Source organism: Actinomadura rubrisoli (assembly GCF_004349215.1).
Taxonomy (GTDB): Bacteria; Actinomycetota; Actinomycetes; order Streptosporangiales; family Streptosporangiaceae; genus Spirillospora; species Spirillospora rubrisoli.
Window position 1 is genome coordinate 1 of the sequence record NZ_SMKU01000032.1, and the last position, 21,743, is coordinate 21,743.

The following is a 21,743-nucleotide window of genomic DNA, read 5'->3' on the forward strand; positions in this document are numbered from 1 at the left end:
ATGGGGCCTTGGTGGGACGGTCCGTCCAGCGGCGGCGGGCCCTGGTCATGCGGCGGCCCCTGGACGGGCTGCGGCGGGCCGAACCCCTCGGGGCCGAAGTTCTCCGGCGGGCCCTGGAACGCGGGCGGCGCGGACAGCCACGGGTTGTCCTCCGGCGCGGGAGGCTGGGCGGCCTGCTGCTCGCCGGGCTGTTCGGGGGCCTGCCCGGCGGACGGTGAGGGCTCCGCCTTGGGCGCGCTGGGCGGGACGGCGGCGGGCGGTACCGCCGGGTCGTCGCTCATCGCGTCCAGAGAGGCCAGCCGCTCCTCCAGGGAACGCCCGTCGTGCTCGTTCCTTGCCACCGTTTCTCCCCTCGGCACCTCAGATGATCATTCACGGAGCAAGTAGGCAATGGCCCCACGGCAGGATACCTGTGTGCTAATACCACGCATCATTTCGTAGAGGCACTTTCTACGTAGAGCCACCATCCTCAGGATGCCCGCTCCCGCGCGGGTCCCGTACCGGTCCCGCTCAGAGTGCGGGTGCGGGTGCCCGGGGCCGGTAGCGTGATCGGTATGCGTGCGATCGTTATTCGCGAGCCCGGGGACGCCGAGGTCCTGGAGTGGACCGAGGTGCCCGACCCGGCTCCGCGGCCGGACGAGGTGCTGATCGAGGTGGCGGCGAGCGCGGTGAACCGCGCGGACGTCATGCAGCGGAGGGGGTTCTACCCGCCGCCGGACGGCGCTCCCCCGTACCCGGGCCTGGAGGTGTCCGGGCGCATCGCCGAGGTCGGCGGGGACGTGACCGGCCTGCGGGTCGGGGACGAGGTGTGCGCGCTGCTCGCTGGGGGAGGCTATGCCGAACGGGTCGCCGCGCCCGCGTCGCAGGTGCTCCCGGTGCCGCGCGGCGTGGACGTGGTCGAGGCCGCAGGGCTGCCGGAGGTCGCGTGCACGGTGTGGTCGAACGTTTTCATGCTCGCCGGGCTGGACGCCGGGGAGACGCTCCTGGCGCACGGCGGCGGGAGCGGCATCGGCACGATGGCGATCCAGGTCGCGCGGGCGCGCGGCGCGCGTGTGGTGTGCACGGTGGGGAGCCCGGAGAAGGCGGCCCGCTGCGTGGAGCTGGGCGCGGAGCGGGCGGTGAACTACCGCGAGGAGGACTTCGTCGAGCACGGCCCGTACGACGTGATCCTGGACGTGATGGGCGCCAAGTACCTGGCCCGCAACGTGGAGGCCCTCGCCACCGGCGGGCGGCTGGTGGTGATCGGGTTGCAGGGCGGCGCCAAGGCGGAGCTGGACCTCGGCGGGCTGCTGGCGAAGCGGGCGTCGGTGCACGCAACCGGGCTCCGGGCCCGTCCGTTGGACGAGAAGGCGCGGATCGTGGCCGCGACGCGCGAGCACGTGTGGCCGCTGCTGGAGTCGGGGGACGTCAAGCCGGTCATCGACCAGAGGATCCCCATGGCCGAGGCGGCGCGCGCGCACGAGCTGCTCGAAAAAAGCGGTCATGTCGGCAAGATTCTGTTGACCGTGTGAGGATGAGGGAACTATGAACGAGGCTTCGAAGAACCAGTCTGAACAGGAACCGCAGGTTCTCGTGGTCGGCCCGAACGGCATCGCCCTCGAAGGCGGCGGTGACACCGACAAGGGTGAGAAGTCGGTGACCGAGATGGTCGAGCAGCCCGCGAAGGTGATGCGGATCGGCGGGATGATCCGGCAGCTCCTGGAAGAGGTGAAGGCCGCCCCGCTGGACGAGGCGAGCCGGGCGCGGCTGCGGGAGATCCACAAGTCGTCCATCAAGGAGCTGGAGGACGGCCTGGCCCCCGAGCTCGTCGAGGAGCTGGAGCGGCTGTCGCTGCCGTTCACCGAGGGCACCGTCCCGAGCGAGGCGGAGCTGCGGATCGCCCAGGCCCAGCTGGTCGGCTGGCTGGAGGGCCTTTTCCACGGCATACAGACGACGCTGTTCGCCCAGCAGATGGCGGCGCGCGCGCAGCTTGAGCAGATGCGCCGCGCACTGCCCGCGGGCATGGTCCCGCCCGGCGCGGACGACGAGCAGCCCGGCCCACGCCAGTCGTCCGGTCCCTACCTGTAATCCCTGAACCCTGCTCGTACGAGGGCGGCCGTACCCCGGACGATCGGGGTGCGGCCGTTCGGCGTCTACGGGAAGAGGCGTTCGAGGACCTCGGCCACGCCGTCGTCGTCGTTGCGGGACGTGGTGTGGGTCACGGCCGCCAGCACGAGTGGGTGGGCGTTGGCGACGCCGTAGGACGTTCCGGCCCAGGTGAGCATCGGCAGGTCGTTGGGCATGTCCCCGAAGGCGACGACGTCGGACGCCAGGATGCGGTGCTCGGCGCACAGCGCCGCCAGGGCGCTGGCCTTGGTGACGCCCTGCGCGCTCATCTCCAGCAGGCCGCGCCCGGACGAGTGGGTCACGGTGACGAGGTCGCCGACGGCCTTCTCGGCCTTCTCGGCGAGCGGATCGGGAGCGGCGCTGGGATGGAACGCGAGCAGCTTGGTGCCGCCGCGGCTGACGAGCTCCTCGCCGTCCACGGGACGACCGCCGAGGGCCTCGGCGTCCCAGCGGCCGAGGTCGTAGCGGGCCTCGAAGACGAAGCCGTGCGGGTACTCGACGGCGAAGCGCAGCTCGGGCGCGATGGCGCGGAGCCGCTCGACCGCCTCCGCGATCACCTCGGGCGCGATCTCCTGGGCCCGCAGGACGGTCTCGGTGTGCAGGTCGTAGACGACGGCTCCGTTGGCGCAGATGGCGACGCCGTGGTGCTCGACGGCGGCGGCGATCTCGGTCATCCAGCGCGGCGGCCGGCCGGTGACCATGACGAGCATCGCCCCGGCCCGCTCGACGCGGGCCAGGGCGCCGACCGTGCGGGCGGAGATCGTCCCATCGGAGCGCACGATCGTGCCGTCGAGGTCGGTGGCGATCACGCGCGGCGAGGACTCGGTCATGTCACCTTCCAGGGCATATGGGACATACCTTAGGCGACGTCTCACCACGGCCGTCCATACGGCCCCCACCGGCCGCGCTCAGCGCTTGACCGGCTCCAGCACTTCCAGCCCCAGGAACTTCTGCAGTGCCTCGGGCACCCGCACCGAACCGTCGGCCCGCTGGTGGTTCTCCAGGATCGCGACCATCCAGCGCGTGGTGGCGAGCGTCCCGTTCAGCGTCGCGACCGGCTGGTTCTTGCCGTCGGCGTCACGGTGCCGCACCGCCAGGCGCCGCGCCTGGAACTCGGTGCAGTTGGACGTGGAGGTGACCTCACGGTAGGTGTTCTGGGTCGGCACCCACGCCTCGCAGTCGTACTTGCGCGCCGCGCTGGTTCCGAGGTCGCCCGCCGCCACGTCGATCACCCGGTACGGGATCTCGACCTTGGCGAGCATCTCCTTCTCCCACTCCAGCAGCCGCAGGTGCTCGGCGTGGGCGTCGGCCGGGTCGCAGTAGGAGAACATCTCCACCTTGTCGAACTGGTGGACGCGGATGATGCCGCGCGTGTCCTTGCCGTACGAGCCGGCCTCGCGGCGGAAGCAGGACGACCAGGCCACGTACCGCCGGGGCAGCTCGTCGATGATCTCGTTCATGTGGTACGCGGCGAGCGGCACCTCGGAGGTGCCGACCAGGTACAGGTCCTCGTTGCGCAGCTGGTACACCTCGGCGGCGTGCGCGCCGAGGAACCCGGTGCCCTCCATCGCCTCGGGCTTGACCAGCACCGGCGGGTACATCGGGACGAAGCCCGACGCGACGGCCTGCTCCATGGCGAGGTTCAGCAGCGCGTACTGGAGCCGCGCCCCGACGCCGGTCAGGTAGTAGAAGCGCGCGCCCGACACCTTCGCGCCGCGCTCCATGTCGATGGCGCCGAGGCTCTCACCGAGCTCCAGGTGGTCCTTGGGCTCGAAGTCGAACGCCGCGGGCTCCCCGACGTTCTCCAGGACGACGAAGTCCTGCTCGCCGCCGGGCGGGGCGCCCTCCTCGATGAGGTTGGGCACGATCCTGAGCAGGGCGTCGAGCTCCTCGCCGAGCCGGTCGGCCTCGGCCTCGGCGTCTTTGACCTGCTGCGCCAGCTCCTTGGCGCGGGTCAGCAGCGCCTGCCGCTCGTCGCCCTGCGCCCGGGACACCGACTTGCCGAAACTCTTCTGCTCGGCTCGCAGCCGCTCGAACGAGGTCAGCGCCGAGCGGCGCCTCCCGTCCAGGTCGAGCAGCCGGTCGACGACGGCGTCATCCTCACCGCGGGCGCGCTGCGAGGCGCGCAGCCGCTCGGGATCCTCTCGAAGAGCTCGCAGGTCAATCACAGACCTGAGGCTACCGGGCAGACCCCCTCCGGCGCGCGCGAGTAACGCCGTTCCCCCTGTGGCCGCGCGGCCTTCCAGGTCACCGCGCGGCCTTCCGGATCACCGTGCGGCCTTCCAGATCACCGTGCGGCTTTCCGGATCACCGTGCGGCGCTCGCCAGCAGGGCGTGCGCGGGGAGGGCGATCTTCCCGTCCGGCGTCGCGTACCTGGTGATGACCCCGTCGTAGGCCACCTTGATGCGGGCGACGGTCGCCGCGTCCTGGCGTCCGATGATGACGCCGTTCGTGCCGACCTTGGACAGCGCGCCGGTCTCCCACCAGTACTCGGGGTCGACGACGTGCTCCCAGGTCATCTCCTCGACGGACACGTCGGTGAAGCCCGCCTCCATCACCAGCCGCCGGAACGCCGCGGGCTCCCCGTACTCCATGAACGGAGACTCGGGGATGTCGTCCGGCACCGGCACCCCGGCCTCGTCGATCGCCTCCCGCACCGCCGTGAGGACGCCGGCGGCCGCCGGCATGGCCCAGCAGCTCAACGCCAGCCAGCCGGCGGGCCGCAGCACCCGGCGCAGCGCGGCGAGGGCCAGGTCGGGCGCCCCCACATGGTTGATCACGAAGTTGCCCGCGACCGCCCCGAACGCCGCGTCCTCGAACGGCACGTCCGGCAGCACCGCGACCCGCACGTCCAGTCCCGGGACGTTCTTGCGCGCCGTCTCGGCCATCTCCGGATCGGCGTCGAGCGCCGACACCTCGGCCCCGCGCCGGATCGCGGCGGCCGACACGATGCCCGGCCCCGTCCCGACGTCCAGCAGGCGCGTCCCGCCGCCCACCCCGGCGGCGTCCAGCAGGGGCCCGACCATGTACTGGGTCAGCCGGGCGAACCCCCGCTCGTACGAGGGGGCCCGCCCGGCCCACAGCTCCCGCTCATAAAGATCAAAGTCTTGTGGCACTCCCGCAGCGTAGCCCGCGGCGTCAGTGGTCGCCGCCGCGGACCGACTGGAGCCAGGCGGCGGCCTCGGTGAAGTCGTTGTCGTGCGTCCCGCGGCGGATCTCGGGACGGACCTGGTCGGCGCGGGCGTAGGAGCCGACGAAGCGGACGTCGGAGCAGACGCGGCGCAGGCCCATCAGCGCCTCGCCGACGCGGGCGTCGGCGACATGGCCCTCGAAGTCCATCCAGAACAGGTAGGAGCCGAGGCCGGCGCCGGTGGGACGGGACTGGATCAGCGTCAGGTTGATCCCCCGGACGGAGAACTCGTTGAGGATCTCCAGCAGGGCGCCCGGGTGGTCCTCGCCGATGAACGCGACGACGGTCGTCCGGTCCATGCCCGTGGGCGCGGGCGGCGGGCACGGGCGGCGGAGGGTGATGAAGCGGGTGACGGCGTCGGCGACGTCGTGGATGTCCTCGGCCAGGACGGACAGGCCGTAGCGGGCCGCGGCGAAGGACCCGGCGAGGGCGGCGTCGTAGTGGCCGTCGGCGACGTGCTGGGCGGCCTCGGCGTTGGACGTCGCGGCGCGCCACTCGGCGTCCGGGACGCTGTCGGCGAGCCAGCGGCGGCACTGCGGCTGCGCGATCGGGTGCGAGGCGACGGTCTTGATGTCGGCCAGCTTCGTGCCCGGCCGGGCGAGGAGCGCGAACGAGACCGGCAGGTGCACCTCGCCGACGATCTGGAGGGGCTCGCCGGTGGCCAGCTCGTCCAGCGTGGTCGGGACCGAGCCCTCGACGGAGTTCTCCAGCGCCACGACGGCGGAGTCGACCTCCTCGCGGCGCAGGGCGTCCAGGACGGCGGGCACGGTCGCGTAGGGGATGTGCTCGGCTCCGGCGGCGTCCGGGACCCGCAGGAGCGCCGCCTCGGTGAACGTGCCGCGCGGCCCCAGATAGGCGTAGCGCTTGGGCCTGCTGTCTGCGGTCACGAGATCCCCCGAGGCTCGTCCTGCCGTGGCTGAGTCGTGCCGAGTCTACTGCCCGGCACGATCATTCAGCCGTGAGCCGTAGGCGTCGGCCGTCAGGCGCGGGCCGTGGACGTGCGGTCGCCGTTGCCGAAGTCGGGCAGCGGATCGTCCATCGAGACGACCGGACCCTTACCGAGGCGGGCCGCACGCAGGGCCTGGTTCTCCTCGGGGGACAGCATCTCGACGGGGTGCCCCTCCTGGACGGCCTTGGCGTAGGTCCGGGTCTCGGTGCGCCCGTTGATCGAGCTGATCACCACGCCGTCGCCCACGGCGTTGATCAGCGCAAGCGAGAACGACCGGTGCCCGGACATCTCCTTGAGCGCGTCGTAGTGCACGATGGCGAGGTCGCGCAGGGCGCGTTCGTCGACCGTGCCGCTCGCTACCTGGAGCTGGCGCCTCAGCATATCTGCACACTCGTCGACGACCTGGTTCACCCGGTTATGGGCCACCACCGCGATGGACAGTCCGGCCACCCCGGCGACCAGGCCGGCGACGGCCACCGCGACAAGCATCACGGGGCGAGCGTACCGACCTCGACCTCCCGTTGCGAAGGATCCTCGTGTGGGGTGTCGCGGAAAAGTCGGTTCACCAGCCAAATCCCGAGGACGAAGACCATCGCCGTGGCCGCCCCGCCGAACAGATCCTGGACGACGCGACCCGCGAAAGCCTCTGTACGCGTGTGATCCGGGCCGATCAGCTTCGTCCCCCACCAGGGGACCGGGTACAGGAAGGAGACCCAGACGACGACGGCCACCAGACATCTTCGCGTGTCCCGGCCATCTCCGGCCAAGGCGCCGATCACCGGGATCATCCATACGAGATGGTGGATCCAGCCCACGGGGGACAGCAGAACCGACAGCAGCCCGGCGATCGCGACCCCCGCCATCAGCAGGCTGTAGGCGTCCGCGCCGGCCAGCCGGTCGGCGGCGGCGTAGTGGTCGGTGCCGCCGACGCGCCCCGTCACGAACGACCGCCCTCCCCCGGCCAAAAGATCTGCCGAGTACGTCGCCCGACGGGCCAGCATGAACCCGTAGTACGCCATCACCAGCACGAGGCCGAGCCACACCAGCGACCGCACCGGGCCCTCGGACACGACCCGCGCGACGATCCCGTTGATCGCCTGGTTGGTGGTGCCGTCCACCGCGCCGGTGCGGTCGCCGCCCTGGAGCAGCGCGCCGAACCAGTAGTCGGACGAGTCGGACGGCAGCAGCGCGAACGCGCCGAGCGTCGCGGCGGCGGCCGTCAGCAGCGCGTTGGCCGCCGCGTCCCGCCGTCCGGTGATCAGGAAGTAGATGAGGAAGACGCCGGGCACCAGCTTGATCGCGAGCGCGAGGCCGACGAGCATCCCGCGCGGCCAGCGCGCCGAGCGCGTGCAGCAGTCGGCGAGGCAAAGCGCCAGCAGGAACAGCCCGACCTGCCCGAAGCGGACCTGGTCGCGGACGGGGGTGAGCAAGGCCATCGCGGCGGTCAGCGCCCCGGCGGTGAACGGCGCCCAGCGGCCGGTGCGGCGGATGAGGTCGCGGAAGGCGTAGCAGACGCAGATCGCCAGCGCCCCGTACAGCAGCACCGTCCACACCCACTGCGCCGCGCGCCAGGGGAGGAGGGTGAACGGGAGGGCCAGCACGGCGGCGAACGGCGGGTAGGTGAACGGCAGGAGTTGCGGCGGCTGCGTGAGGACGTCGTACAGGGGCGCGCCGCGCAGGATCGCCCGGCCGCCCTCCCGGTAGACCTCCAGGTCGACCAGCCTCTGGTCGGGCGGGCTGCCCAGCCAGTGCGTGACGGTCGGCCTCGCGGCCACCACCACGACGGCGATCCCGGCGACCAGGATCAGCAGGTCCGCCGGGGAACCCCATCGCCGCCCGGACCGGGTGGGTTCGTCCCCTCCGCGCCCCCCACTGACTCCACGCATGCCCTCATCCTGGCCTAAGCGGGACCCATAGGCCGCTCTAGGCCGTCCCGAGCATGCAGGATACGCACCGCGGAACCCCGTCCGGACCGCGCTTCCGGACCCTTCGCGACGGCCCGCGCGGAGGGTGAGGCTCTTGTAACCTGAACGCCATGACGCAGCGGGGGCGCAAGATCACCATGTTCCTCGCCGCCGTCGTGGCCGCTGTGGCGGGCCTCGGGATCCCGTCCCCGGTTAGCGCCGAGGCCGCCGAGAGGCCCGTCGAGGGACCCGCCGCCGCCCGCACCCGGTCCCTCCCGCCCACGATCACGGGGCGGGCCGTGATCATCGGCATTCCCGGGCTGCTGTGGAGGGACGTCGACAAGAGGCGCACGCCCGCGCTGTGGGGGCTGATGGCGCAGGGCTCGGGCGGGGGCCTCAGTGTCCGCGCGACGCGGAACTACACCTGCCCGACCGATGGCTGGCTGACGCTGTCGGCGGGCCAGCGCGCGCGGCTCGCGCACGGCGACTGCGCGCTCCCGTCCGCGCCCGTCCTGCCCGGCGAGTCCTCCCCCACCGGCATGCCTCCCGAGGGCGGCGCCATCGCCGCGGGCTGGCCGGCGATCAAGGGCGACAACGCGGGCACGTCCTACCACGCCCAGGTCGGGCTGCTCGGCGACGCCGTCCACTCGGCGGGCGGCTGCACGACGGCGGTCGGGCCCGGCGCGGTGTTCGGTCTTGGCGACGGGACAGGCCGCGTCGACCGCTACGTCGCGGCCCCCGACAAGGCGACCACCGCCGACTGGACGCGCTGCGCGGTCGCCGCCGTCGACATCGACGACATGTTCCGCGCCTACCTCGCCGCCGGGGTGGACCCGCACGGCGACCAGGTCCCGGTCGAGGACCGCAAGCGCGCCGCCGCCGCGGCCGCCGCGGACCGCCGGGTCGCGCAGGTGCTGTCCGGGATCCCGTCCGGGACGGCCGTCCTGGTCGCGGGGCTCTCCGACACCGGCGTCCGCCCGCATCTGCGCGTCGCCCTCGCCAAGACGGCGGGCGGGGGAGCGGTCGGGGCGGGCCCCGGCTTTCTGTCCTCCGCCGCCACCCGGCAGGACGGGCTGGTCACCCTGACCGACCTCACCGCGACGACGCTGAAGGTCCTCGGCCTGCCCCAGCCCAAGCAGGCAGTCGGATCGGCCTGGCGGTCCGACCGGTCGAAGGCGTCGACCCGGGCCCGGATCGACGCGCTGGTGGACGAGGACGTGGCCAGCCAGGCGATTCGCAACGTCCAGGCGCAGTTCTACTGGATCCTGTTCGCCGTCCAGCTCATCCTGTACGGGATCGCGGCGCTCGCGCTGCGGCGGCTCGGCGGCGAGCCCCGCAGGCGGGCGCGGATCCTCGGCGGCACGCGGGTGATCGCGCTGCTCGGCGGGGCGGCGCCGGGCGCGTCCTTCCTCGCCGGGCTGCTCCCCTGGTGGCAGGCCCCCCGCCCGACCCTCATGCTGATCTGCGCGGTGCTCGGCTTCAGCGGCCTGCTGACGGGCCTCGCGCTCGCCGGGCCGTGGCGCCGGTCCTCGTTCGCCCCCGGACTGGTGATCACCGGGGTGACCGCGCTCGTCCTCGCGCTGGACGTGATGACCGGCTCGACCCTCCAGCTCAACACGCTCATGGGCTTCACCGCGCTCGTCGCCGGACGCTTCTACGGCTTCGGCAACCAGGCGTTCGCGCTGTTCGCCGTCGCCGCGATCCTGACGGCGGCGTGGCTGGCCGAGTTCCCGCTGCGCGCCGACCGCGACCGAGACGGCGACCGGGCGCCGGACGCGTCCGCCTCGCGGTGGGCGTTTCCGCGGAGCGGACGGGCGGCGGCCGTCGGGGTCGTCGCCGTCGTCGGGGTGATCGCCGTCGCCGTGGACGGGCTTCCCGCGTGGGGCAGCGACTTCGGCGGCGTCCTCGCGATCGTCCCCGCGTTCGCCATGCTCGCCATGATGGTCGCGGGCAAGCGCGTGTCGCCGCTCAAGCTCGGCCTGTTCTGCCTGGCGGGGCTCGCGCTGGTGCTGTTCATCTCCTACCTGAACGCGCGCAGCTCCAACCCCACCCACCTGGGCCGCTTCTGGCAGGACCTCATGGACGGCGAGGCGTGGGGCGTCATCAAGCGCAAGTTCACCGCCATGGTCGGCAGCCTCGGCTACTGGCCGTTCACCCTTCCGCTCGCCGCCGCCCTCGGGTTCCTGTTCCTGGTGCTGGCCCGTCCCAACCGGTGGCGGGGGGTCTCGCTGCTGCACCGCGCCTACGAGCACAGCATCACGATGCGCCCGGCGCTGATCTGCGCGCTGGCGGTGGGCGTCATCGGCACGCTGGTGAACGACTCGGGCGTGGTGATCCTGTCGGTCGCGTTCAGCCTGTCGACCCCGCTGATGCTCGCGGCGGGCGTCCGGTCGCTGGAGCTCGATCTGATCGACGACGCAGGCACAGGACGGCCAGCGCGGCCAGAACAGCGAGAAGGGTCCACGGAATCACCGTCGGCCGAACGTCCTTGATCAGCCAGGACAGGTCGTCCGGCATCCCGATGCGGTCGGGCGCGCGCGCGGGCAGATAGGCCAGGCTGAGGGCCGTGGTGTGGGCGAGCAGGATCCAGTCGAACCGCGTCCAGGGGAGCAGGGCCAGCAGCGCCCAGCCGAACCCGTCGTACCAGGGCAACTCGTAGGGCGCGGCGAGGAGCCAGGCGAGCACCAGTGCGGCCGCGATCCGGCGCTGTTCGTCCTCTCGCGGCAGCGCGCGCGCCAGCAGGACGAACAGCACCAGGCCGAGCGCCATGGAACCGGCCTTGATGACTTCGCGGTGGCCGCGTCCCATCGCCGCGTCCAGCAGATGCCAGGGGGTACCGAGCGAGACCATGTTGCTCGCCTCCCTGACGCGGTCCAGCGCGTGCGGTCCGGCCAGCGCGTACGACACGACCGCGACGACCACGGCGCCCAGCAGCAGCGCGCCCAGTCCCCCGAGCGCCCGCCCTCGCCGCGTGCCCTTCCACGCGTCGCGCAGCAGCGCCCATGCGGGCCCGCCGCCCACCAGGACGGCGGGCAGCTTGATCGCCGTGCCCGCGCCGACGAGGGCACCGGTGGCGAGCGCCCGTCGCCACACCGACGAGGCGGACAGGGCCGAGGTCGACACGGCGAGCGCGGCCACCATCGGCGCGATGGCCAGGACGTCGTTGTGCGCCCCCGCGATCAGGTGGAACAGCAGCAGCGGGTTGCACGTCCACAGCAGGGCCGTCCGCAGGCGCCGTTCGTCGCTCCGCGCCGTCCGGTAGAGGATCAGCGCGGTGAGCGCGAACGCGAGCGTGTTGAGGACCGACAGCGCGAACACCGTCAGCCGCACCGATCCGCCGCCGACCCAGGAGGCGAGCGCCTGCCCGCCCGTCGCGATCGGCCCGTACACCGACGGCGTGGAGCGCCATTCCTCGGGCGCGCCGACCACCGGGTCGCCCGGCAGGTCGACGGCCCGCGTCGTGTACGGGTCGTGTCCCGTCGCCGCCATCCGCCCGTACGAGGCGTAGTTCAGATGGTCGGCGGACCCGACCGGCGGCATGAACGTGAACGCGGCCGCCACCAGCAGCCCGGTGACCACCAGCGGCAGCGGCCTGACCCGCCAGCCGCGGCGCACCGCGGCGAAGCACAGCCCGAGCCCTGCCGCGCTCGCCGCCACACCCGCCACGACGAGCCCGATCACCAGGTAGGGCGAGGGGCGGACGTCCAGCGCGTACGGCGGCTCGCCGCGTCCGCCCGCCAGCGCGGGCTCGAAGACCGACGGCCCCAGCAGGGCCATGGCGAGGAAGCACGCCAAGCCGGTACCGATGGCGCATAGCCCTGCGGTTCCCTGCCGCCCGGCGGTCCCCTGCCGCCCGCCTGTCGCCGGAGCCGGGCCTGGCTGGGCGGGGGGTTCCTCGTCCGGGGGGCTTTCGGGGTCCGAGCGGGACGCGCCCGGCCCGGGACGTGTCATCGGCGGCGGCCGCGCAGCCAGGGCAGCCGTCCGGTCACAGCGGGCTCGCGGACGGCGAGCGCCCTGGCCACGTCCCGGAACTGCCGGGCGCGGTGCACCTGCGCGTGCCAGTCGGTGCCGGTGGCGCGGTGCGCGAGCGGCACCTCCACCTCCGCCACCCGGAAGCCCTTGCGCAGCAGGTCGATGGTGAGCGCCGTCTCCACGCCGAACCCGGCCGCCAGGGGGAGCGCGGCCTCGAACGCGGCCCGCGTCAGGCAGCGCTGCCCGTTGAGCGGCTGCGTGGCCTCCCAGCCCGTGGAGCGCCGGATCCCGTCGCGCGACAGCCGCACGACGAAACCGTGCCCGCCGAGCTTCACGGTCGTGGAGAACACCGCGATCGTCATGTCGGCGTCGCCCGCCAGCACCGGCTCGACCAGGGGCGCCGCGTCGCGGGCGGTGCCGGCGAGGTCGGCGTCCAGGAACAGCAGGTGGCGCGGGGCGTCGCGGCCCTCGTCCAGCAGCCGGACGGCCTCCGCGCCGCTCTCCATCGCCGCGCCCTTGCCCCGGTTCCGGCCGTGCCGGACGACCCGCGCCCCGGCCTGCCCCGCAACTCGCCCGGTGCCGTCGGACGAGCCGTCGTCGACCACCACGACCAGGTCGGCGCCGGGCAGCTCCTGCGCGGCCTTCACCGTGGCCGCGATGCGGTCGGCTTCGTCCTTGGCCGGGATGATCACCGCTACGTCCTGCATAACCGTGATCGTAGTGCGCGCCGGGACCAACCGCCGGAAAGTCCCCCTGCCGGCCCCCGGGAGCCGCCGCCCACCGGGAGGCGGCCCGTCCCAGGACAAAGCGCGACGGCCCGCGGGGGTGCTCCCCCGCGGGCCGCCGGTCGGTTACGGACGGGTCAGCCGGCGTCCAGAGCGGGCGCGGCGTCGGACACGGTGAAGACCGTGTCGAGCCCGGTGACCTGGAGGATCCGCTTCACGGCCGGGCGCGGCGCGGCGAGCTCAAGGGCGCCGCCCTGCTCCTTGAGCCGCTTCATGGCGGCGAGGAGCACGTTCATGCCGGTCGAGTCGCAGAACTCGACACCGCTCAGGTCGACCACGATGTGGTCGGCCTCGTCGCGCAGCAGGCCCGCGAGGGCCGCCTGCAGCCTGGGCGCGGTGTACAGGTCGAGCTCGCCGGTCGCCGTGACGACGGCGTGACTGCCCTGAGACGCGGTCGAGACATTCAACTCCACGTTCGGCACACTATCTCGCCCAAGGGCCGCGGGCCAGACAGTTCACCAAGTCCCGTGTGGCGCGGGCGTGTCCGGGGCGCGGCGCCCACGGAGCCTGCCCTTACGCTTTGTGAACTACGTACGGTAATGTCATGCCTCCGTTCCGTCCGGCGGCCGCGCCCGGCCCGGTGAACTGCCGGGTTCGGCTCTCCTCGGGCCGCGGAGTACGGGAGGCTGAGCAGGTGCAACAGCGGCATGGGCAGGTGGGCGGCGCCGGGTGCGCGGCCCGTGGCGCGCCATCCGCGATCATGCAGTGGGGGGTGCGCCGCAGATGAAGGCCGACCGGACGACCGACCCGCGAGAGGCACGGCTGCGCGAACGGCTGGAGACGATCCGGGCGCGTTCCGAGAAGTCCACCTCCTGGCGGACGTCCACGCAGTACCTGTCCCGTCTGATGAACAAGGACGGCTTCGTCCCGATCCGGACGCGTCTCTCCCGCGAGGACCTCGCCTTCCTCTCCGGGGCCCGGGACGAGGTCATCACGTTCGCCGAGTTGTCCGTGCGCCTGCTCGACCTGCACCGGCCGCAGGAGTCGGGGGGCATCTCCAGCGACCCCGACAACCCCATCCGGCGCTGCCGCGCCTGCATGTGGCGCTGGCCCTGCCCCACCGTCCGCGCCATCGACGAAGCCCTGAACCGCTGACGGTCAGACGGTCAGGGGGAGGCGGACCTCGAAGCGGCAGCCGGGGCCGGCGTTCGCCACTCCGATCCTGCCGGCGTGGGCCTCCACGATGCCACGGGCGATCGCGAGGCCGAGGCCCGCGCCGCCGCCGGGCGTGCGGGCCGCCTCGCCCCGGAACGCGACGTCGAACACGCGGGGCAGGTCGGCCTCGGGGATGCCGCCGCAGGCGTCCACCACCGTCACGCGGGCCTCGCCGTCGCGCACCTCGCCGATGATCTCGACCGCGCCGTCGCTGGGCGTGTGCCGGATCGCGTTGACGACGAGGTTGCGGAGCGCCCGGCCGAACTCCCCCGCGTCCACCCGGACGGGCAGCCCCTCGCGGACGTCGCCGCGGATCCGGACGCCCTTGGCGCGGGCGAGCGCCTCCGCGCCCGCGACCGCCTCGGCGACCAGGTCCGCCAGGCCCACGCGCCGCCGGGACAGCCGGAGGGCGCCCGCGTGGATCCGGGACAGCTCGAACAGGTCGTCCACCATCTCGGTGAGCCGCTCCACCTCCACGCGGATCCGCCCGTGGTAGCGGTGGACGGTGCCCTCGTCGGCGACCACCTCGTCCTCCAGCGCCTCGGCCATCGCGCGGAGGCCGGCGAGGGGGGTGCGCAGGTCGTGGCTCACCCACGCGACCAGCTCGCGGCGGCTCGCCTCCAGCGCCTGCTCGCGCTCGTGCGCGGCGGCCAGCCGGTCGTAGGCGGCCTCCAGCTCGCGTGACAGCTCGGCCAGCTCGGCGGGCAGGCGGGCGGCGGGCGGACGGAAGCGGTCCGCGCGCACTGCCTCGACGAGCATCCGGTTCGCGGCCACCAGGCGCCGCCCCAGCAGCACCGACACCGCCATCGCGACCAGCCCGGCGGAGGTGACCACCGCGAGGACGACGGCGCGGTCGTGGTCGTTCAGCAGCATCATGAACGAGATCACCAGGATGCCCGAGATGGTCGCCAGCACCGTCGCCGCGCCGACGACGATCAGCTGGGTGGCCACCGACCGCCCCCGCAGCCCGTACAGGAGCCCGAGCGCCACGGCCGCGACGACGAGCGCCGCCAGCGCCGCGTAGAACACGACCCACAGAAGGTCCTCGAACGGGATCATCATCCGCCCCCTCCCTGTGACGCGCGCGGTTCGTAGCGGTACCCGACGCCCCAGACCGTGACGATGCGGCGCGGCGCCGTGGGGTCGTCCTCGATCTTCTCCCGGAGCCGCCGCACGTGGACGGTGACCGTGGACGAGTCGCCGAACGACCAGTCCCAGACGCGTTCGAGCAGCTCGTCGCGAGTGAACGCCTGCCTCGGGTTGCGCAGCAGGAACGCCAGCAGGTCGAACTCGCGGGCGGTGAGCGCGAGCCGCCCGCCGCGCAGCGTCGCCTCGTGCGCGCTCACGTCGACCACCAGGTCCCCGTCGCTCAGCGGGCCGCCCGCCCCGGTGGGGACGAGCGCGCCCCGCGCCCGCCGCAGCACCGACCGGACGCGAAGGGCCAGCTCGCGCGGGCTGAACGGCTTGGTCACGTAGTCGTCGGCGCCCGTCTCCAGCCCGACGAGACGATCGGTCTCCGCGCCGAGCGCCGTCAGCATCACGATCGGGACGGTCGAGGTCTCGCGGAGCCGCCGGCACACCTCCAGGCCGTCCATCCCGGGGAGCATGAGGTCGAGGACGACCAGGTCGGGCGGGCGGTCCTGGGCCTTGCGCAGCGCCGTGCGCCCGTCGGCCACGCATTCGACGTCGTACCCGTCGCGGGCCAGGTAGCGGGCGACGACCTCGGCCACCGTCGGGTCGTCGTCCACTACGAGGACACGGCCGGCGTGGGTCACCACCGGGCCCTCACCAGGCCGTACGCGGACGCGAGCAGAGAGATCACCCCTTCACGCTACGGCCCCGCGGACGTCTTCCACCCCACGCGTCACCACTCCGTAAGGAAGTGATCACGGGGCGGACGTGCCGGCGGCCGGTCCCTGACGGGCCTCAGGGCCGGGACCCCAGGGGCCTCAGGGTGGGCCTCGGCCGCACGGCGGGTGGTATGAGATCCAGGGTCGTCCCGGAGGGTGATGACGGTCCAGGGGCCAGCGAATACGGTGGGGTCATGGGAAAGACAATCCTCACCATTATCGGTGTTGTGCTCGCCATCTGGCTCGTGATGAGCGTGATCGGCGCCATCCTCTCCATGCTGAAGGTCTTCTTCTTCATCGGTTTCGTGGCGGTGCTGGTCGTGCTGGCCGTCACCCTCGTCTCGAAGATGTCGAAAGCCGGTCGATAGGGCGGCCCGCCCCTCTTGCCCGCGCTTCGCCGGTGACCGCATGATGCCGAGACAACAAGGCGGTCATCGGCGAAAGGACCTACCGTGCCGGGCCTGACTGAGGTGCTGCGCGAACGCGCGGAGCTGCACCCCGATCGGATCGCGTTCATCGCGGGCGACACCGAGATCACCTACCGGGACTTCGACCGGCGAGCGGACCAGGCCGCGGCGGCGCTGGCGGCCTCCGGCGTGGGGCGCGGCGACCGGATCGCGGTCCTCGACAAGAACTCGCTGGAGTACGTCGAGCAGCTCTTCGGGGCGGCGCGGATCGGGGCCGTCCAGGTCCCGGTCAACTACCGGCTGGCGCCGAACGAGGTCGCCTACATCGTCAACGACGCGCAGGCGAAGGTGTTCATCGTCGGGGCGGATTTCGTCCCGGTCCTGGACGCGATCGGCGACGAGCTGAAGCACACGACTCACCTGGTGGTCATCGGCGGCTCCGGCCACCCCCACCACGACTACGCGGAGTGGATCGGCGCGGCCGGAGACGCCGCGCCGCACCTGGAGCGGGAGATCGACACCGCGGACGTCTTCGTCCAGCTCTACTCGTCGGGCACCACGGGCCTCCCCAAGGGCGTGATGCTGACGCACGACAACTTCAACGCGGTGCTGCCGCTGTCCAGCGACCTGTGGAACATCGACGACTCCACGGTCATGATGATCGCGATGCCGATGTACCACGTGGCGGGCAACGCGCTCACCGTCTGCGTGGTCTTCGACGGGCTCACGGGCGTCATCGCGCGCGAGCCCGACCCGACCGCGATCGCGCGGGGGATCGAGCGGCACCGCGTCACGCACATCTTCCTCGTCCCGGTGCTGATGCAGTTCATGCAGCTGATCCCGGAGGTGGCCGAATGCGACATGTCGAGCCTGCGGCTGCTGCTGTACGGGGCGTCGCCGATCAGCGAGGACGTCCTGCGCGGGGCCATGCGGATGCTGCCCACGACCGGGTTCATGCAGGTCTACGGGCTGACGGAGACCACCGGCGCGATCACCATGCTGCCCGTAGAGGACCACGACCCGGACGGCCCGAACTCCCACCGGCTGCGCAGCGCGGGCCTGCCCAACCCGACCTGCGCCTTGAAGATCGCCGACCCGGCGACGCAGGAGGAGATGCCGCCGGGGCAGGTCGGCGAGATCCTCTGCCGGACGCCGCAGAACATGAAGGGCTACTGGGGGATGCCGGAGGCGACGGCGTCCGCGCTGCTGCCGGGCGGCTGGTTCCGGACGGGCGACGCCGGCTACCTCGACGAGGACGGCTACCTCTACATCCACGACCGCGTCAAGGACATGATCATCTCGGGCGGCGAGAACGTCTACCCGGCGGAGGTCGAGAACGTCCTGATGGGGCACCCGGCGGTCGGCGACTGCGCGGTCATCGGCGTCCCGGACCAGCAGTGGGGCGAGACGCCGAAGGCGATCGTCGTGCTGACCGAGGACGTGCCCCCCGCCGACCTCATCGCCTACTGCCGAGCCCGCCTCGCGCACTTCAAGTGCCCCACGTCGGTGGAGCGCCGCGACACCATCCCCCGCAACCCCACCGGCAAGATCCTCAAGCGCGAGCTGCGCGCCCCGTACTGGGAGGGCGAGGACCGCGCCGTCCATTAGGGCGTGTCCGGCGGATCTTGGTCGCCGACTGAAGATCCACCGGACATGCCCTGGGGCCCTAGCGGAAGTTGATCACTGCTGAGAGCGGGCGGTGGTCCGACGCGCGGACGGGGGCGGCGGGCACGCCGCACGAGACGCCGGCCGACTTGGACAGGAACAGGTAGTCGTTCTTCTCCACGGCGGCGCCCCGCCAGTCCTGGACGGTCTTAGCGCCGGTGCGGGCCGGGCCGGGGCCCTGGTCGCACTCGGAGTAGTCGCGGTAGAGGACGTCGAACGCGGGGCTCTCGGGCCCGGCGGCGAGGTCCCCGCCGACGACGACGCGGCCGCCGGTGCCCGCCAGGGAGGCCAGCGCGCGGGCCTGCTTGCGGCGCCACTCGCCGCGCGGGTCCTCGTCCCAGGCGGGCGAGCTCAGCTGGGTGGTGCAGATCCGGGTTCCCCAGGCCGCGACGTCCCCGCACAACGCCACCCGGCCGAGGCGCACGGGCGAGGGAAGGCGCACCTGCCGGACGCCCGTGAGCGCCGCATCGGTGCCGACGGCGACGCCGGGCCGCCCCTGGCCGTCCGCGCACGCCGGTCCGCGGGTGAACGGCGCGAACGCCCAGCTCCACTTGGCCAGCCGTCCGGCCTTCTTGAGGGTCTGGACCTGCCCGGCGCAGACCTCCTGGAGGAACACCGCGTTCGGCCTGACCCTCCGTCCTCCGACCTCGGTGGAGGCCGCCTGCTGGACGATCCGCCTCGCCAGCTCCGCGGGCCGCGCGCCGAGCGGGCAGCCGGGGGCCGCCTCGCCGCACACGTTCCACGTCACGGCCTGGATCGTCACCGCGGGGGTCCCGCGCTCGCCGTCTGCGTGGGCCGGGCCGCCGCCGGACAGGCCGTCGATGGCGGCGCCGGCACCGGCGGCGGTGACCACCGCCGCGGCACCGCATACCGAGAGCAGGGGAAGCAGGGCGCGGGGAGATCGCACACGTTCTCCAGGAGGGGGTGGATCAGCGGGGTCGATGCCGGAATCCCACCACATCAAGATCGCGTCCGCCAGCGGTTCGCGACCGAGTCACTCGGCGAATGACGATTTCAGGCGACGATCGCGGCGCGCGGGCCTGGGAACGGGGTCCGGCGGGTGCGCGCACCCGCCGGACCCCGCGCCGGGGCACCGCTAACCGAGCACCTCGATCACGGTGCCGGCGCCGACCGTCCGGCCGCCCTCGCGGATGGCGAAGCCGAGCCCCTCGGTCATCGCGACCGGCTTGCCGAGCTCGACGGCCATCTCGACCGCGTCGCCGGGCAGCGCCATGCCGCCCTCGCCACCGAGGTCCACACCGCCGGCCACGTCCGTGGTGCGGAAGTGGAACTGCGGCCGGTAGCCGTGGAAGAACGGCCTGCTCCGGCCGCCCTCCGCGCCGGTCAGCACGCGGACCCGCGCCCGGAACCGCGTGTGCGGCCGGATCGCGCCCGGCGTACTGATCACCTGGCCGCGCCGTACCTGGTCGCGGCGGACGCCCCGCAGCAGCATGGCGGTGTTGTCGCCCGCCTCCGCGTGGTCCATCGACCGGCCGAACGTCTCCAGCCCCGTCGCGACCGTGCCGAACGAGTCGCCGAGCCCGACGACCTCGACGGCGTCGCCGAGGCGGATCGAGCCCTGCGCCACGACGCCGGTCACGACGGTGCCGCGCCCGGTGATCGTGAGCACGTTCTCCACCGGCAAGAGGAACGGCCGGTCGAGAACCCGCTCGGGGACGGGCACGTACGCGTCGATCGCGTCGAGCAGGTCGCCGATCCGGGCCGTCCAGTACGGGTCGCCCTCCAGCGCCCGCAGGCCGGACACCCGCACGACCGGGATCTCCTCGCCGGGGAACCCGTACTCCGACAGCAGCTCCCGCACCTCCAGCTCCACGAGGTCGAGCAGCTCGGTGTCCTCGACCATGTCGGCCTTGTTGAGCGCCACCACGATGTGGCGGACGCCCACCTGATGCGCGAGGACGATGTGCTCGCGGGTCTGCGGCATCGCGCCGTCCTGCGCCGAGACGACCAGCACGGCCCCGTCCACCTGCGCCGCACCAGTGATCATGTTCTTTACGAAGTCGGCGTGCCCTGGCATGTCGACGTGGGCGTAGTGGCGGTTCGCCGTCGCGTACTCGACGTGCGCGACGTTGATGGTGATGCTGCGGTCGCGCTCCTCGGGGGCGCGGTCGATGCCCTCGAACGGCACGGCGGACGCCAGCCCGCGGTCGGCGAGCACCTTGGTGATCGCGGCCGTCAGGGTGGTCTTGCCATGGTCGACGTGCCCCATCGTGCCGATGTTCAGGTGGGGCTTGTCGCGCTCGTACAGCTGCTTGGCCATGGTCTTTCGTCCTCACTGGAATCCGGAACGGACACGTGAGAACCCGCGCGGGCATCACCGGCCGTTGGGACGGCCGGGGCGGGCCCGCGGTTCTGGACCACCCCCCTCCGCTGGTTCTCCGGAGGTGGGACGGAGAGGGGTCAGCTTCGCGCGCCGTCGTCGACGGCTGCCGCTGCCGAGGAGGCAGCCGGCACCGCGCTCAGCAGGCAGTGGCCTGCGAGCGTCCGGGTGCCGGCTGCGAGGAACATGTTCCGCAGGCTACGAGGAGCGGCGGCGGAAGTCGATCGATTTTCCCTTCGGCGCCACCCGCAGGAGGAGCAGGCCCAGCGCGGCGCCGGCGAACTGGAACGCGGCGATCGCCAGGACGAGCCCGACGGGCCCCACCGCGTCGGCGAACGCGGCGGTCAACGCCGCCCCGACCGCCGAGGCCCCGATCTTGAGGCTGCCCGCCGTGGTGTTGACCTGGCCGAGCCGCCCCGGCGGTGACTCGCGCTGCCGGAGCATCAGCGTCGCCGCGAACACCGGCCCTTCGCACACGCCCGCGGCGGCGAACGCGGCCATCGCCCACGGCACGGACGGCGTCACGGCGAGGGCGGCCAGCGACGCCCCGAACGCGACGAGCCCGCCGAGCATCACCGGCTCGGCGTGCCGGGGCGTGAGCCACCGGCTGCACACCAGCGACCCGAGCAGCGACCCGACCGCCATCGCCACCAGCAGCCGCCCGCCCGCGCTCGGCTCGGCGCCGATGTGCTGCGCGAACAGGACGGCCGTCACCGCCACCCCGCCGAACCCCAGCCACGCCAGGGTCGTCGCCACCGTCAGCGCCCGCAGCACCCGCCCCTCGACCAGGACGACGAGCCCGCCCGTCACGACCCCGGTCCACCGTCCGGGCGGCGTCTCGTCCTTCTGTGGGCCGGGGAACGGGAGCAGGGGAAGCACCAGGAGCCCCACGACGGCACTGGCCACGATCGCGATCCCCGCGTATTGCCCGCCCATCGACGCGGCCAGCGCGGCGGCCATGCCGGGGCCCGCGATCGCCGCGAGGTTGTAGCTGGACGCCTCCAGCCCGTACGCGCGGGAGAGCCGTTCGGCGGGGACGAACCGCGGCAGCAGGCTGGTGAGCGCCACGACCATCGGCTCGGTGCACCCGATCACGGCGGCGAGGCACAGCGCGAGCGCCATGGGCGAGCGGCCCGCCGTCAGGAGCAGCAGGGCGGTCGCGGCGGCGTAGCCGGCGGCCAGCGCGACCACCATCCGGCGGGGCCGGGCCACCCGGTCGATCGCGTTCCCGAGCACCGGCCCGCTCAGCACGTACGGGAGCGTCATCGCGGTCTGCAGGTACCCGGCGGTGGCGGCGTGCCCCGTCCGGGCCTGGACGCTCAGGACGAGCGCCGTCGCCATGCCCTCGGCGGACACCCGGAGGAGGGTGGCGGCGGTGAGATGCAGGGGGAGCGCCGCGGGACGGCCGATCACTCCCG

General features: G+C 73.1%; 19 protein-coding genes and 2 pseudogenes. 6 read left to right on the top strand and 15 right to left on the bottom strand.

Translation table 11 applies throughout. The annotated features are described in order from the left end of the window. Positions 1–341: pseudogene (locus E1298_RS09580) on the bottom strand (hypothetical protein); the annotation flags it as partial. 213 nt (positions 342–554) lie between these two features. Here E1298_RS09580 and E1298_RS09585 point away from each other — a divergent pair. Next, positions 555–1,511 (top strand): NAD(P)H-quinone oxidoreductase, encoded by a 957-nt coding sequence (locus tag E1298_RS09585; protein WP_131891322.1) that lies wholly within the window; start codon positions 555–557, stop codon positions 1,509–1,511. Between the two features lie 13 nt (positions 1,512–1,524). Further along, positions 1,525–2,067 (top strand): bacterial proteasome activator family protein, encoded by a 543-nt coding sequence (locus E1298_RS09590; protein ID WP_131891325.1) that lies wholly within the window; start codon positions 1,525–1,527, stop codon positions 2,065–2,067. A 65-nt stretch (positions 2,068–2,132) separates the two neighbouring features. Here the strand turns inward: E1298_RS09590 and E1298_RS09595 are convergent, their stop codons facing one another. From E1298_RS09595 to E1298_RS09620, 6 genes are all read right to left on the bottom strand, one after another. After that, entirely contained in the window at positions 2,133–2,936 is an 804-nt protein-coding gene (locus tag E1298_RS09595; RefSeq protein WP_131891328.1) for an HAD family hydrolase, read from the bottom strand. A gap of 78 nt (positions 2,937–3,014) precedes the next feature. Then, the gene (serS, locus tag E1298_RS09600) at positions 3,015–4,274 is read right to left on the bottom strand and encodes a serine--tRNA ligase (protein WP_131891331.1); all 1,260 of its coding nucleotides are present in this window, start codon (positions 4,272–4,274) and stop codon (positions 3,015–3,017) included. A 139-nt stretch (positions 4,275–4,413) separates the two neighbouring features. Beyond that, complete coding sequence (locus E1298_RS09605) at positions 4,414–5,223, bottom strand: class I SAM-dependent methyltransferase (RefSeq protein WP_131891334.1); 810 nt, start codon at positions 5,221–5,223, stop codon at positions 4,414–4,416. Between the two features lie 22 nt (positions 5,224–5,245). Continuing rightward, the gene (pheA, locus tag E1298_RS09610) at positions 5,246–6,184 is read right to left on the bottom strand and encodes a prephenate dehydratase (RefSeq protein WP_131891337.1); all 939 of its coding nucleotides are present in this window, start codon (positions 6,182–6,184) and stop codon (positions 5,246–5,248) included. A gap of 92 nt (positions 6,185–6,276) precedes the next feature. Beyond that, entirely contained in the window at positions 6,277–6,735 is a 459-nt protein-coding gene (locus E1298_RS09615; protein WP_131891413.1) for a DUF4446 family protein, read from the bottom strand. Beyond that, on the bottom strand, positions 6,735–8,132 hold the full coding sequence (locus E1298_RS09620; protein ID WP_131891340.1) for a glycosyltransferase 87 family protein: 1,398 nt from the start codon (positions 8,130–8,132) through the stop codon (positions 6,735–6,737). The genes E1298_RS09615 and E1298_RS09620 overlap by 1 nt, the downstream gene beginning before the upstream one ends. Positions 8,133–8,281: 149 nt before the next feature. On the opposite strand from E1298_RS09620, the gene E1298_RS50250 reads away from it, so the two are divergent. Continuing rightward, positions 8,282–10,642 (top strand): hypothetical protein, encoded by a 2,361-nt coding sequence (locus E1298_RS50250; protein ID WP_243725482.1) that lies wholly within the window; start codon positions 8,282–8,284, stop codon positions 10,640–10,642. 511 nt (positions 10,643–11,153) lie between these two features. On the opposite strand, the pseudogene mptB reads toward E1298_RS50250, so the two are convergent. The 3 genes and pseudogenes from mptB to E1298_RS09635 form a co-directional block, all read right to left on the bottom strand. Then, positions 11,154–12,101, bottom strand: a pseudogene (mptB, locus tag E1298_RS51535) (polyprenol phosphomannose-dependent alpha 1,6 mannosyltransferase MptB); the annotation flags it as partial. Then, entirely contained in the window at positions 12,098–12,829 is a 732-nt protein-coding gene (locus E1298_RS09630) for a glycosyltransferase family 2 protein (protein ID WP_131891345.1), read from the bottom strand. The gene E1298_RS09630 and the pseudogene mptB, both read right to left, overlap by 4 nt. A 155-nt stretch (positions 12,830–12,984) precedes the next feature. Continuing rightward, positions 12,985–13,320 carry an STAS domain-containing protein gene (locus E1298_RS09635; protein WP_131891348.1) on the bottom strand — a complete coding sequence of 112 codons (336 nt, stop codon included), beginning with the start codon at positions 13,318–13,320 and terminating at the stop codon, positions 12,985–12,987. A 310-nt stretch (positions 13,321–13,630) separates the two neighbouring features. Here E1298_RS09635 and E1298_RS09640 point away from each other — a divergent pair, with 310 nt between their 5' ends. Continuing rightward, positions 13,631–14,002 carry a hypothetical protein gene (locus E1298_RS09640; RefSeq protein ID WP_131891351.1) on the top strand — a complete coding sequence of 124 codons (372 nt, stop codon included), beginning with the start codon at positions 13,631–13,633 and terminating at the stop codon, positions 14,000–14,002. 3 nt (positions 14,003–14,005) lie between these two features. Here E1298_RS09640 and E1298_RS09645 read toward each other — a convergent pair whose 3' ends face one another. Continuing rightward, positions 14,006–15,124, bottom strand: a complete 1,119-nt coding sequence (locus E1298_RS09645) for a sensor histidine kinase (protein ID WP_243725483.1) — start codon at positions 15,122–15,124, stop codon at positions 14,006–14,008. After that, on the bottom strand, positions 15,121–15,840 hold the full coding sequence (locus tag E1298_RS09650) for a response regulator transcription factor (RefSeq protein WP_165975384.1): 720 nt from the start codon (positions 15,838–15,840) through the stop codon (positions 15,121–15,123). Before E1298_RS09650 ends, E1298_RS09645 begins: the two co-directional genes overlap by 4 nt. 266 nt (positions 15,841–16,106) lie before the next feature. Between E1298_RS09650 and E1298_RS47960 the strand changes: the two genes are divergently transcribed. Continuing rightward, on the top strand, positions 16,107–16,280 hold the full coding sequence (locus E1298_RS47960; RefSeq protein ID WP_165975385.1) for a hypothetical protein: 174 nt from the start codon (positions 16,107–16,109) through the stop codon (positions 16,278–16,280). Between the two features lie 84 nt (positions 16,281–16,364). Beyond that, positions 16,365–17,927 carry a long-chain-fatty-acid--CoA ligase gene (locus E1298_RS09655; protein WP_131891353.1) on the top strand — a complete coding sequence of 521 codons (1,563 nt, stop codon included), beginning with the start codon at positions 16,365–16,367 and terminating at the stop codon, positions 17,925–17,927. A gap of 58 nt (positions 17,928–17,985) precedes the next feature. Here the strand turns inward: E1298_RS09655 and E1298_RS09660 are convergent, their stop codons facing one another. The 3 genes from E1298_RS09660 to E1298_RS09670 all read right to left on the bottom strand — a co-directional run bounded on the left by E1298_RS09660 (position 17,986) and on the right by E1298_RS09670 (position 21,738). Continuing rightward, complete coding sequence (locus tag E1298_RS09660) at positions 17,986–18,891, bottom strand: endonuclease/exonuclease/phosphatase family protein (RefSeq protein ID WP_243725484.1); 906 nt, start codon at positions 18,889–18,891, stop codon at positions 17,986–17,988. Positions 18,892–19,080: 189 nt separating this feature from the next. Further along, positions 19,081–20,265 carry an elongation factor Tu gene (tuf, locus tag E1298_RS09665; RefSeq protein ID WP_131891356.1) on the bottom strand — a complete coding sequence of 395 codons (1,185 nt, stop codon included), beginning with the start codon at positions 20,263–20,265 and terminating at the stop codon, positions 19,081–19,083. A gap of 258 nt (positions 20,266–20,523) precedes the next feature. Then, complete coding sequence (locus tag E1298_RS09670; RefSeq protein ID WP_131891359.1) at positions 20,524–21,738, bottom strand: MFS transporter; 1,215 nt, start codon at positions 21,736–21,738, stop codon at positions 20,524–20,526. Positions 21,739–21,743 lie beyond the last annotated feature (5 nt).